The sequence below is a fragment of the Bacteroidota bacterium genome, from assembly GCA_016213405.1.
GTDB lineage: Bacteria > Bacteroidota > Bacteroidia > Palsa-948 > Palsa-948 > Palsa-948.
Window position 1 is genome coordinate 24,828 of record JACRAM010000051.1, and the last position, 13,853, is coordinate 38,680.

Sequence of the window (13,853 nt, forward strand, 5' to 3'; positions counted from 1 at the left end):
AGCATTATTTTAGACCTAATAAAATACTAAGCAAAAGTATATAAATATAGATATATAGATATAATGAAATTTATATTTCAGACATAATAAAAACACTACGAATAGTATTTGAAAAATACAGATTGAAGAGTTAAATTTACTTCATAAATCAAATGAGAAAAAACCAGTGAAGTTTATTAATCATACAACTATCTTTCAAATGATTTTTTTTCTCTTTCTCCACGGCACTTATCCTGACGAACGCAAACAGTTTGGAGTTGTATCTCATGAAGTTCAAGATGTTCTTCCTGAAATTACTTCTACTGATTCAGATGGATTTATTTCGGTTGATTATTCAAAGCTAACTCCTCTGCTGATTAACGCAATCAAAGAGCAGCAAGCAATGATTGAAAGTTTAAAACTGGATAAAGCATCCTCAGTGGCAAGAATTTCGAAGTTGGAAACGGATGTCCAGACACTAATTCAAACATCAAAAGAAGAAGCAAAGAAGTAAGCAGATGAAATCCAAAAAAGAAGCTTACGGTTTACTGTCTACTGTTTACGGTTTTTTAAACTATAAACTTGTTGTGTTGTTATTTGTATTAACTGTAAACTGTAAACTAGAGACTGTAAATTGTTTTGCCCAGGAACTTGTTCAGGACCGGGATTTTCAGCAGGGATTTTATGTGAGAGACAGGTTCTCCGGATTATTTGCAGGACCAATAACTTGCGACAGCACACTTGCCTCTCCTGTGTGGAATACTGCTGAATGGGGAAGCCAAACCACTTTTCTTGCTATGACACCTTCCACTTTGCCTGATAGCATGTGCCAGTGGGCAGATAACAACAAAGATTTTCGTTTCGGTACATTGGGCGCAGAAGAATATGAGTTGTACTTTGGCGTAAACTCTCAAAGTGAATTCAACAACATTTACCGCGCAAACGGAGAGCCATGGCCACATCTTTTGATTGAGCAGCGATTCAGCCCTCCCTATGATTTTCCGGGTCAGGGTCCGGGCTGCCCGTCTATTTCAACTCTTGATTCTTTAATCTTTCAGATTGACTCGAAACTTTTATACAACCAGACCATCATGACTACCGGATACGATCCTAGTTTGCATGCAGCAGAATTTTTGGTGTATTTTACTGTGCAAAACTTAAACGTGTCTTCGTCTGGTTACGGTAAGTATGTATGGTTAGGAATGCAATTGTATGACGATAGATTTGCAATTCCCTACGCTGGTGTTTCTTATGATACCGCCACCGCTACTTTAATAAACCAAATACCCTATTATGATTATTCAAGTGAAACCACTCACAACGGAACTTGGGTGCATGCTCAAGTCAATTTAATTCCTTACGTGATTGCCGCTCTTGATACCGCTTGGGCAAATGGGTTTTTAAACGAGTCCACCGATCTTGCAGATTACAAAATAGGCGGAATGAATATGGGTTGGGAACTTCCGGGAATGAATATCTCTACTGTTGGAGTGAAAGGAATAAGTCTGGTTGCTTATCAGGCAGTAACAGGAGTAAACCAACTAGAAAATGAAAATGCTCATTCGGTGAACATTTACCCAAATCCTTCCAACGGAACATTTCAAATACAAGTGGCAGGAGGCAGCAGCAATGAATACAAAATAGAAATCTATAATGTTTTTGGAGAGAAAATACATTCCTCAGCGATGAATAATGAACGATTAACAATTAATATGAGCGGAGCGAATAGCGAAATTTATTTTCTGAATATAAAAGCTGGCGACATGCCCATCACTCGAAAACTAATTATTCAAAAATAAAATGAAAACAAAAATAATTCTCCTTTCAGTAATTCTTTTTGTTATTGCTGATTGCTTTTTCCCGAACATTTCTTTTTCGCAAATCAAATGGCAGCAAAATCCTTTTGAGCAAAAGGTATTTGTCGAAAATAAGGGACAGTTTGATAGCTGGGTTAAAACACCTGCTCCTGTAAAGTATGCTGTAAATAATAGCGATAAGATTTTCTTTACACAGCAAGGATTGACTTTTAAATTAGTAAAGACAGAAATAATCAGCGGAGAAGAACAAGAACTTGAAGAAATGGAAAGGAAAAAAGATAAGGAAGCAGCTGATGCTTATTATGTAAATATGCAATGGGAAGGATGCAATGAAAATCCTGTTTTAGAAGTAAGTGAAGAAACAGAAGGATATTACACATTTGGAGAAAAAGGATTTGAAAACATAAAAGCAAAAGGATATAGAAAATTAGTATACAAAGAACTTTATAACGGAATAGATGCGGAATATATTGTATCTGAAAAAGGTGGAATAAAATATTCATTAATCATTCATCCTAGAGCAGATGTCAGCAAAATAAAAATGAAATACACCGGAGATGTTGAAAAAATGGAAATCTCCAAAGATGGAAACATCCTGATAAAAACTCATGTGGGTGAAATAACAGACCACGCCCCTCTGAGTTTTTACAAAGAAACTTCTGAAAAAATAAATTCAGCTTTTGAATTAAAAGGAAACACCGTTTCTTTTGCTTTAAATCGCAAATCGCAAATCGCAAATCTCAAATCTACTGTCATAGACCCCTGGACAACCACCCCTACAAGTTTGACCACAAACAATGCCGCCTTTGATATAGATTATGATTATTATGGAAATGTATATGTTTCAGGTGGAAATTACCCGTATAAACTTGCTAAATATTCTTCGGGCGGAAGTTTGCTTTGGACTTTTACCGTTCCTGCAGGGTGGGGACCAATGTACACTCGGTTTTGCCTTTTGCGTCAGAGCGGAACTTCTTTTATTGGCGAAGCTTCTACTAATCCCGGTACGAGAGTAATGAAAATAAGTTCGGGTGGAACCCTTCAACTTACTTCAGCATCTTTTTCAGGCACAAACGAAATCTGGAAAATGGTTTATAACGGCTGCACTAAGCAGTTAATCGGATTTGGTGGCGGAATATTTGGACCTAAGAATATACAGCTGATTGCCGATACGAATTTAACAAGCAGTACCGCTCAAAATTTCAATGGTTACGGAACACCCACTGATTGTTGTAATGATATTGCTTCAGTTGTAATGGATAATAATGGAGATTTTTTTGCTATGACAACATCCTATACTGGTCTTGTAAGCGTGGATGACAGAATACAAAAAAGTTTGAATTCTTCAGGGTATAATCCTCCTTGTGCATTTGATGTGATTTCATCTTATGATTATGAAGAGTGCCGCAATTTTGGTATTCCGGGTTTTGCAGGTTTATGTTCCAGTGGAACTGTGAGAGCAAATGCGTTGGATGTAAACACAAGTTACCTGTATAGTTACGATGGAAAAACTTTAATTGCATGGAACAAAACTACAGGAGTTGTGCTGGGTTCTGTAACAGTTAATTTTGGATATTCTGCCGGAAAAAACAGAACTCACGAAGGAATAGCTGTGGATGAATGTAATAATGTATATGTTGGCGGCACAAATCAAGTGCATGTTTATTCTTTTAACGGAACAACATTTACTGTCGGAACTCCCTTAACATCAAATATTCCAAATGAAGTTTATGATGTATGTTTGGGACAGATGAATAAATTGTATGTGTGTGGAGATGGGTTTGTTACCGAACTTCAGATAACTTCCACCCTATGCAATCAGATGAACTTAACAACTGCTTCCACTAATTCATCCTGCAGCACTCCGACAGGTTCTGCAACCGTAACCGCAACGGGAGGAAATCCACCTTATACTTATTTGTGGAATCCCACAGGACAAACTACACAAACAGCAACAGGACTGCCGCCCGGAACATACACAGTAACTGTATTTGATAATTCCTGTAAGCCAAAGATACAAATAGACACTGTGGTTATTTCCAGCATCGGAGGTTTTACAGTTGCAAGCACACAATCAAATATAAGCTGCAACGGTGGAAGCAACGGAAGCAGCACAGCAACTGTTACCGGAGGCACATCTCCTTTCACCTATAGTTGGTCTCCAAGTGGCGGCACAAATGCAACTGCAACGGGTTTGAGTCAGGGAACTTATACTGCAACCGTTACCGATGCTGCGGGTTGTGTTCAGCAACTAACAGTAACCATTACTCAACCCACACTGCTCACTTCCAGTGTTACTGCCATATCCACTACATGCGGAAGCAATACCGGCAGCGCGACTGTAACAGCATCGGGCGGCACAGGCGGATATAGTTATAACTGGAATCCTTCCGGACAAACAACAACAACTGCTACCGGATTATCAGCAGGAAATTATTCGATTACAGTATCTGATGCAAATGGGTGTACTACAATTAATACTATTTCGGTTACATCTACCGGAAGTATTACAGCCACAGCGGGACCAAATAGCACAATTTGTTCCGGGCAAACAGCAACACTTACTTCATCAGGCGGAACAAATTATTCATGGAGTAACGGAAATACAAATTCAACTATCAATGTTTCACCTACAACAAATACAACTTACGCGGTTATTGTTTCAAATGGTTCGTGTGCTGACACTGCATATGCAACAGTGACCGTAAATTCATCACCGGTAATTTCTGTTTCGGGAAATACAGTGCTTTGTGTTGGAGATATTTCAACACTTACAGCAACAGGCGGAACAAATTATTCCTGGAGCAACGGAAGTACTTCCTCAATAATTAATGTTTCTCCAAGCACAACTACAACGTATACAATTTTTTCTTCGAATAGCACATGCACGAGCGCAGTTTCTGTAATCGTTACCGTTTCTCCTCCACCAATCGCTTCAGCAAATAACGCAACCATCTGCGAAGGACAAAGCGCTTTGCTTACAGCAACAGGCGGAAGTAATTATTCATGGAGCACCGGAGCAACCACATCATCCATAACGGCTGCTGCTGCTACTGCCACTGCTACTTATACAGTAATTGTTTCCGCAGGAAGTTGTACAGACACCACCACAGCAACAGTTGTTGTGAATCCCAATCCCACAGCAACCGCATGGAGCAATGTTACCATCACGCAGGGACAAAGCGCAACTCTGTCTGCAAGCGGAGGAGGAACATATGTATGGAGCAATGGAGCAACCGGCTCAAACATTTCTGTTTTACCTTTGACGACAACATTATATTGTGTAACAGTTTCAAATAGCGACTGCAATGATACCGCCTGTGTAATGGTATATGTTGAGCCGATAGATTGCGGCTATGCCGATGACCAGTTATTTATACCTGATGCATTTTCACCCAATGGCGATACGAAGAATGATGTGCTGGGAATTTATTATCCGAACATAAGCTGCATAAAAGAATTCAATCTCATCATTTATGACCGATGGGGAGAAAAAATATTTGAAGCGAACAAAATAGCAGATACATGGGATGGAACCTACAATGGAAAGTTGATGAATACAGCCGTGTTTGTGTATTACATGAAAGTAAATTTTATAAACGGAAACGAAACTGTCAGGAAAGGAACTGTAAGTTTAATACGTTAAACTGAATTATTAATGAAAACAAAAAACATTTTGCCGTTGCTTATATTCTCAGGAATATTTTTAAGCCCGGCATGGTCCGCTGGCTGGATAGACAGCACGTTGTTCTCTCCCAAATTATTCATCGAGAACAGAGGGCAGTTTGATAAGGCGCCTTATCTGAAAGAATTTCCTGAAATATTATTTGCAGTTAATCACATCAACACAAAAATATTTTTCTCGAGCAATAAAATTGCTTACACGCTCCATCAAAACGAAAGGGATGAAAAAGCATTTAAAGAATTCCGGAAAGAAGAATCCAAGAAACATTCTTCCGGATTTGAAAATGAAGAAGAACTGAAATATGAACAGGAATTAAAAAGCAAAGTATTTAAATCACATATGGCGGTGGTTGATATGGAATGGTTGAACGCAAATGCAAACTGCAAAATCATAGCAGAAGATGTTGCAAAAGAATATTTCAATTACGGAATGGATAAAGATATCAGGCAGGATATAAATTTTGTTCATGGCTACAAAAAAATCATTTATAAAAATTTATACAATGGAATAGATGTGGAATATTCTTTCCATCCGACAACAGGAATCAAATACAATATCATCGTTCATCCTGGCGCAGACGTCAGTAAAATAAAATTGAAATATTCAGGCGCTCAAAGTGTTTCGTTCGACAATGAAAATAATATCGTCATCAAAACTTCTCTGGGAAATATTATTGATCACGCACCCATCAGCTTTCAGGATAAGAACGGAGAAAAAATAAAATCAAAATTTATTTTAAAGAATAATATACTGAGTTTTCAAATTGATGAATACGATAAATCTAAAACGCTTATTATAGATCCATGGGTAAGCAGTACGCTGCCCACACTTGACACGGCTTATGAAATTGCTGTTGATCCTGCCGGAAATGTTTTTGTTTATGGTGATTTCAATTCTCAGGTTGTAAAATACAACAGCACCGGCACTCAGGCATGGACTTTTCTTTCATGACCAGGGTATGCATACAACGCGACATTAATAGGTGGCGATCTGGCTGTAGATCCATCCGGTAACAGTTATTGCAGCGGTTCAGAAAGTATTCGAAAAATATCTCCTGCGGGAACAAGTGTCTGGCTCTATGCTCCCACCAGGGATATCACCAACATTGCCTGCTGCGAAACGGGCTGGAGAATGGTTTTTGACCCTGCCAATAACAGATTGTATGGAGGAGGTTCGAACGCACAAACAAAAGCTACCTGGTATGATCCTGCTACCGGACTTCCCATGTGGCTGCCAAATGGATGGAACGCCTGCAATATTATTCAGGGACCCTGTCCCAGCGGTTGCCCGAATGCGAATGGTGAAATCCGTCATATCACTCTCGCTCCGAATGGAAATTTTTATGCGTACACCGCTGTAGGAGATGGTTCAACTTCAAATAATGTTTCTACCATTACGGGTTTTGACCCAAATTTTGTTGGCATATATCGTTCCTGCAATGTACCACCCTCTCAATATTGGACCATACCTTATCAGCCTACCATGCCTACTTATTATGTAGGATGTTATTACATGGGGAACGGAATAGCAGCCAGCAACTGTTACATTTATATCTACACGGGAAGTGAGGTTCAGAAATTCGATATTTATGCTCCCACTTTTTTAGGCAGCACAAATATTACGAATGGAACATTGGTGATGAATTCGGGCATACTTGCCGATCTGATGAATAATTTTTATGTAGGAACTCAAACCGGAATTTCTGCTTACGATCCTAATTTTAATTTAATCACTTCTGTTCCAACTTCCAAACCGGTCTATGATATGGCGTTTGCTCCCGGAAATAATATTGCCGCCTGCGGAATTGGTTTCGTAGGAGTTTTTGCAAATGTTGTTCAAACAGGCGCACCCATCACGTGCAATCCTTCTCCGAATTTACCTATGAGCGCTGCTGCCGATTCACTGCCCGGAACCGGATGCAGTAGCAATAACGCAATGGCTTGGGTGGATACAATTATGAACGGAACAGGACCTTATCAATATTCATGGAACAATGGAGCCACAACAGATACAATCATTAATCTCGCTCCCGGAACTTATTCATGCACCATCATTGATGCTTCTTGTCCTGCGGAAACAACTACAGTATTCATTACCATTCCACCTTCTTCCGGGTTTACAGTAACCCCAACATCAACTGCTAACTTATGTTTCGGAGGAACAAATGGAAGCGCGAGTGTAACTATAACCGGAGGAAGTTCGCCCTACACATATCTTTGGTCTCCTTCGGGAGGAAATAGCTCGGCTGCAACAGGACTTTCGGCAGGAAATTATACTGTTACAATAACCGATGCGGGCGGATGCACGGGAACTCAAACCGTTTCAGTCTCACAGCCGACTGCACTTTCTGCAATTGTTAGTTCCACCGCGGAGAGTTGTGGAGGCAGTAACGGAACTGCCACTGCAACAGCATCTGGCGGAACGGGAAGTTATACTTACAGCTGGAACCCAACTTCACAGATAACGCAGACTGCTTCTAATCTTCCTGCGGGAAATTATTCAATAACTATTACCGATGCCAATGGATGCACAACAAGCAATACAGTCGTTGTAGCTGCAACAGGAAGTTTAACTGCCAATGCATCAAACAGCACCATCTGCGCAGGACAAAACGCCTCACTTACTGCATCTGGCGGAACAAGTTATTCATGGAGCAATGGAAACACAACCGCCTTGATAAATGTTTCTCCCACAGTAACAACCACGTATTCTGTTATTGTTTCATCCGGAACTTGCAGCGATACAGCAAGCGCAACTGTAGTTGTTAATTCTTCGCCCAATATTTCAGCGTGGAGCAACACAACCATCACAGCGGGAAGCAGCACAACACTTTCTGCTTCCGGAGGCAGTTTTTATTCATGGAGCAATGGGCAAACGTCAACTGTTATTATTGTTTCGCCACCCGTTACAACTATGTATTGCGTTTCTTCAAGTAACGGAACTTGTACAGATACTGCATGCGTAACTGTTTTTATTGAACCGCCTGACGATTGCAACTATGCCGATGATCAGCTTTTCATTCCCGATGCATTTTCACCCAATGGAGACACGAAGAATGATGTGCTGGGAGTTTACTATCCGAACATAAGCTGCATAAAAGAATTCATGTTCATTATTTATGACCGATGGGGAGAAAAAGTATTTGAAGCAGACAATATGAGCGTGCTGTGGGATGGAACATATAACGGGAAGATAATGAACACTGCTGTGTTTGTCTATTATATGAAAGTAAATTTTACAAATGGAAATGAAACGGTGAGAAAGGGTAATGTGAGTTTGATTCGATAATTAGCGCAATGATGAAAACAAAAATTATCATACTCTTTATTTTATTGTCAGGAATATTCTTTAAACCTGCCATTGGCAAAGGGTGGATGGGCACTACAGTATTCTCTCAAAAAGTTTTTATCGAAAACAAAGGACAATTTGTCGGACAAGGAGAAAATTCTTCTGCAAAAATTCTATACAGCGCTGAATTCGGACCGCAGGTTTATTTTACAAAAAGCGGATACATTTGCCGCATGACCAAAGCCGAGCCAATTACTGAAAAAGAAAAAGAAAAGTTTTTCAAAGGGGGCGAATCGCCCTCAGAGCAAAGGCGTGAAGAAGAAGAAAATGACAAGCCAAAAACAATTATACGCACGTACGATGTGAATATGGAATGGATTGGAGCAAATCCGAATGTTGAGCTGGTTTCTGAAAATATAGTTGATGAATACTGGAACTATCTTGACCCAAATAACTCCAAGAAAAGTATTGATCGCATTTCAGGATACAAAAAAATAATTTATAGGAATCTTTACCCCAACATTGATGCTGAATATGTATTTCATAAGCAAGACGGAATAAAGTACACGTTAATTCTACATCCGGGGGCAGATGCTTCTCTGATTAAAATGAAATATACAGGAGTCGAAAAAATTTTCAAAGATAATTTTGGAAATATCTTTTTTTCTTCCGCTGCAGGAAGTATTACCGATCATGCACCTCAAACTTTTTACGAATCAGGGAGAGGTCAGATTTCTTCTTGCTTCAATTTAGAAAACAACATCGTTACTTTTAATCTTGGCAACTATGATAAATCCAAAACGGTAATTATTGATCCATGGATGAACAGCAGTTTAGTGCCGGCAACAACTGTAGCAGAAACTGCGGTTGATGGTGCCAATAATGTTTACATATACGGATTCACAGGGGTACAAGCCTATACAAACACTCTTGGACAATATGTGCAGAAATACAATGCGGCCGGTGTACTTCAATGGACATTCAATTTTACACAAGCAATGCGCTACGACCAACAGACGGGCGATATTGCTGTAGACCCTGCAGGAAATTCGTATGTAACCTGCGGATTTTTTATGGTAGGATACTTTATCGCTGATTGCATGCAATCGAAATTAGATCCTTCCGGAACACTGATGTGGAATATTCAAAGTCCGAACCTGTATGAAAACTGGCGCAATGCTTTCAATTGTGATTTCACACAAGTGATACAGCTTGGATGCGGACCCGGATGTTGCGATTGGGGAAAGGGAACGATTATTAATTCAACCAATGGAGCGGAAACAGGTATGTTCAATCCTGCCGCTACCGGGGATATAGTTGCTGCTTCTTACGGTAAGAATGGTTATTTGTATATGCTCTCTGTGAAAGATGATTACGCTGTTAATCCTCCTCCTAACGGACCTCATCTTGCCTGCCTTGATCCTGCGACAGGATTCTCTGTAGTATTTAATAATATTTATACGGTAAATCCTGCTTTTATAGATGGATTCAATACCAATTACGGTACTTTTGGTTTTAATGGCATTGCTGCCGGATGCAGTTATCTTTATGTAAACCTCGGAGCTACACTTGAAAAAAGAGATTTGAATACGGGTGCATTGATTGGAAGCGTTGCAATTCCTGGTGGTGTTCAGTTTAGCAATTCCGGTACTGCCGTAGATAAATGCGGAAATGTTTATGTAGGATCACAGCAGGGAGTTTATGTGTATGATTCCAATTTAAGTTTGCTGACATCTTTCGCAACTCCGAGTCCGGTATTGGATATTGCTATTGGAACAGGTGGATTGTTTTATGCTGTTGGGGGAGTAAATTCAACTCCGAATGTTGGTTTTGTCGCTCAGTTCAGCATGACTTCGGTTTGCAATCCAATTACTGTTACTACCACACCAAATTCCTGTGGCGCATCGAACATCGGCAGTGCAACAGCAACTCCTGTATTTTGTTCTGCACCTTATACCTATTTGTGGAGTACCAATCCGGCACAAACTACTCAAACTGCTACCGGGCTGGGGGGAGGAACGTATACTGTTATTGTAACAGGTGCCGGCACCTGCAATGAAATTGATACGGCAGTTGCAATTATTCCTGCCGGATTATTAATTACATCAGTGCCGCCTCCGACAAATGTTTCTTGCTTCGGAGGAAACAATGGTTCTGCAAATGCAACCGCAACCGGAGGAACTGCTCCCTATACATATAACTGGAATCCATCCGGACAAACAACACAAACAGTTACCGGACTTAGCGCAGGAACCTATACAGTTCTGGTAACCGATGCCGGTGGATGCACGGGTTCACAAACGGTAACTATTACTCAACCGCCTGCACTTACGGCAACAGCCAGTGCAACATCATCCTCCAGTTGCGGAAGCAACAACGGAAGCGCAACAGTAACAGCAAGCGGTGGAACAGGCGTTTATACTTATTTATGGAATCCTATTGGTGCTTCCACAGTAACTGCAACAGGATTAACCGCAGGAAATTATTCTGTGACAGTCACGGATGCAAACGGATGTTCAATTGTTAATACGGTAACAGTTGCTTCAACCGGAAGTATTGCAGCTACTGCCGGACCAAACAGTACAATATGCACAGGACAAACTGTTATTATTAATTCTTCTGGCGGAACAAATTATTCATGGAGCAACGGACAAACAACTACCTCCATTTCTATCACACCAACAACAAATACATCTTATTCAGTTATTGTTTCAAGCGGTAGTTGTGTAGATACTGCATATGTAACAGTAACAGTCAATCCATCGCCAATAATTTCTGTTTCCGGAAACACCGTACTTTGCATAGGAGATATTTCCACGATTACAGCATCCGGAGGAACAAATTATTTCTGGAATACAGGAGACACAACTGCTGTTATAAATGTTTCTCCAAGTACAACTACTACTTATACTGTTGTTACTTCGAATGCAAATAACTGCACAGCCACAACTACTGTCACTGTTACAGTTTCTCCTCCACCAGTTGCTGCGTCAAATAATGCAACCATTTGCACAGGACAAAGCGCAACACTTACTGCATCAGGGGGAGCAATTTATTCCTGGAATACCGGAGCAATCACATCTTCTATAACGCCCTCTCCAACTTCCAACACAACGTATACTGTAATAGTATCCATCGGAAGTTGTGCAGACACTACGAGTGCCACTGTAGTTGTGAATCCGAATCCAACTGCAAGTGTAAGTTCCAATGTAACCATTACCACAGGAACCTCCACAACTCTTACCGCATCTGGCGGAGGAACTTATTCGTGGACGAACGGCTCAACAAATTCTTCTATTATTGTTGCACCTCCTCTTACAACTCTCTATTGTGTAACAGTAACAAATGCTGGAGGATGTAAAGACACTACCTGCGTTACAGTGTATGTAGAACCGATAGATTGTGACTATGCTGATGAGCAGCTATTCGTTCCAGATGCATTTTCACCCAATGGAGACACGAAGAATGATGTGCTGGGAGTTTACTATCCGAACATAAACTGTATAAAAGAATTCATGTTCATTATTTATGACCGATGGGGAGAAAAAGTATTTGAAGCAGACAATATGAGCGTGCTGTGGGATGGAACATATAACGGGAAGATAATGAACACTGCTGTGTTTGTCTATTACATGAAAGTAACATTTATAAACGGAAACGAAACTGTCAGAAAAGGCAATATTAGTTTAATTCAATAAAAAAAATCCCCTATTAAGTGGGAGAAATAAAAAACAAATAAAACTATATACTATGAAAAAACATTCACAATTTTTTGGAGCACACACAATTATTATCTGTGCAATCTTTTTTATTATCGGCAAAATAGGTGTTGCTCAGGACATCCACTTTTCACAGTTCACCTTAATGCCTCTGGTGATAAACCCTGCACAGGCGGGAACAACCGTATGGATGCGCGCTGCAACGGATTATCGCCAGCAATGGAAAAGCATTTCAGATCCCTACAAGACAATAGCCTTTTCATTTGATCAGAAATTAAAAAAGAGATGGGCGAGGCAGGTAGAAACAGTTTTCAGCAAAAGAAAAACATTGTTCTTTCAGAAAGTTTCTGAAACCGGATTAGGCTGGGGTGTTTTAGTTTTCAGCGACAAGGCAGGTACATCTAATATGGGAACTACTCTGGCAAATTTCTCGCTCGCATATCAGTTGAAAACCGGACAGAACACCATGTTTGCTGCAGGAATGCAGGGCGGTGTTACCCAGCGCAGCATCAACTATAGCCAGCTGAAGTGGGGCAGTCAGTGGAACGGAAGCAATTATGACCAGAATTTATCAAGCCAGGAAGATTTTTCAAACTCTAATATTGTTTATCCGGATTTTGCTTCCGGAGTAATGTGGACTTACAAAAAGAACGAGCGATACATGAGAGGAAATGATCAAAAGGATATTTACATCGGGGCTTCACTTTCTCATCTTTTACAGCCCTCTTATTCTTTTTTCGGAACCGATGAAAAATTATATCGAAAACTTATTGTACATGGGTATGCATTGATCGGCATCAAAAATACCAACTACTCTTTAACGCCAGCGTTTATGTACGCCAGACAGGGAACAGCAAAGGAATTTTTATTTGGTTCACTTATAAGATATATGCTTAAAGAGGATTCCCGCTACACGGGTTATGTAAAAGGAGCTGCCATTTCAGTAGGTGGATATTACCGCAATAAAGACGCTGCCGTAATTGCCGGCATGTATGAAATGTCAAGTTATTCTATCGGGATTAGTTATGACCTTAATGTTTCAAAACTAAAAACGGTAAGTTACGGAAGAGGTGGCTTTGAAATCACATTGCGTTTCCTTAATCCAAGCCCATTCCTTTATTCACAGGCAAGTTTTAAATAGCAGTTTCTTGTCATTGCACTAGCTGCCGGAATTTTACATAATGATGACTTAAGAAAAACGCAGAGAATTTTCTCTGCGTTTTTGTTGTGCGCCATCCATGTTCTTTTACTATAGGGTGCAAGTCCCGAACACACGTTGATAACGCGAAGTGTTAGCTGAAAGCAAGTGCAATGTTGCGAGGCATTGTGCGGAGGAAGCCGAAGGCAAAAGCAAGTGATAACGAA

General features: G+C 40.2%; 7 protein-coding genes. All 7 read left to right on the forward strand.

Going from position 1 to position 13,853, the window contains the following annotated elements; all coding sequences use genetic code 11:
* The first annotated feature begins 199 nt into the window (after window positions 1-199).
* The 7 genes from HY841_05560 (at window position 200) to HY841_05590 (ending at window position 13,629) form a co-directional block, all read left to right on the forward strand.
* Window positions 200-493: a hypothetical protein gene (locus HY841_05560; protein ID MBI4930208.1), complete on the forward strand. Its 294-nt coding sequence runs from the start codon at window positions 200-202 to the stop codon at window positions 491-493.
* A 4-nt stretch (window positions 494-497) separates the two neighbouring features.
* On the forward strand, window positions 498-1,778 hold the full coding sequence (locus HY841_05565; GenBank protein ID MBI4930209.1) for a T9SS type A sorting domain-containing protein: 1,281 nt from the start codon (window positions 498-500) through the stop codon (window positions 1,776-1,778).
* Between the two features lies 1 nt (window position 1,779).
* Window positions 1,780-5,442: a gliding motility-associated C-terminal domain-containing protein gene (locus HY841_05570; protein MBI4930210.1), complete on the forward strand. Its 3,663-nt coding sequence runs from the start codon at window positions 1,780-1,782 to the stop codon at window positions 5,440-5,442.
* Window positions 5,443-5,454: 12 nt separating this feature from the next.
* Complete coding sequence (locus HY841_05575) at window positions 5,455-6,432, forward strand: hypothetical protein (GenBank protein ID MBI4930211.1); 978 nt, start codon at window positions 5,455-5,457, stop codon at window positions 6,430-6,432.
* A gap of 180 nt (window positions 6,433-6,612) precedes the next feature.
* Window positions 6,613-8,769, forward strand: a complete 2,157-nt coding sequence (locus HY841_05580; GenBank protein ID MBI4930212.1) for a gliding motility-associated C-terminal domain-containing protein — start codon at window positions 6,613-6,615, stop codon at window positions 8,767-8,769.
* Between the two features lie 8 nt (window positions 8,770-8,777).
* Entirely contained in the window at window positions 8,778-12,467 is a 3,690-nt protein-coding gene (locus tag HY841_05585; protein MBI4930213.1) for a gliding motility-associated C-terminal domain-containing protein, read from the forward strand.
* Between the two features lie 52 nt (window positions 12,468-12,519).
* On the forward strand, window positions 12,520-13,629 hold the full coding sequence (locus HY841_05590; protein MBI4930214.1) for a PorP/SprF family type IX secretion system membrane protein: 1,110 nt from the start codon (window positions 12,520-12,522) through the stop codon (window positions 13,627-13,629).
* The last annotated feature ends 224 nt before the right edge of the window (window positions 13,630-13,853 follow it).

What these genes read in the sequence shown, in the direction of transcription:
- HY841_05585 (MBI4930213.1), top strand. Translation starts at nt 8,778, where the DNA reads ATGATGAAAACAAAAATTATCATACTCTTTATTTTATTGTCAGGAATA.
- HY841_05575 (MBI4930211.1), top strand. Translation starts at nt 5,455, where the DNA reads ATGAAAACAAAAAACATTTTGCCGTTGCTTATATTCTCAGGAATATTT.
- HY841_05560 (MBI4930208.1), top strand. Translation starts at nt 200, where the DNA reads ATGATTTTTTTTCTCTTTCTCCACGGCACTTATCCTGACGAACGCAAA.
- HY841_05565 (MBI4930209.1), top strand. Translation starts at nt 498, where the DNA reads ATGAAATCCAAAAAAGAAGCTTACGGTTTACTGTCTACTGTTTACGGT.
- HY841_05590 (MBI4930214.1), top strand. Translation starts at nt 12,520, where the DNA reads ATGAAAAAACATTCACAATTTTTTGGAGCACACACAATTATTATCTGT.
- HY841_05580 (MBI4930212.1), top strand. Translation starts at nt 6,613, where the DNA reads ATGGTTTTTGACCCTGCCAATAACAGATTGTATGGAGGAGGTTCGAAC.
- HY841_05570 (MBI4930210.1), top strand. Translation starts at nt 1,780, where the DNA reads ATGAAAACAAAAATAATTCTCCTTTCAGTAATTCTTTTTGTTATTGCT.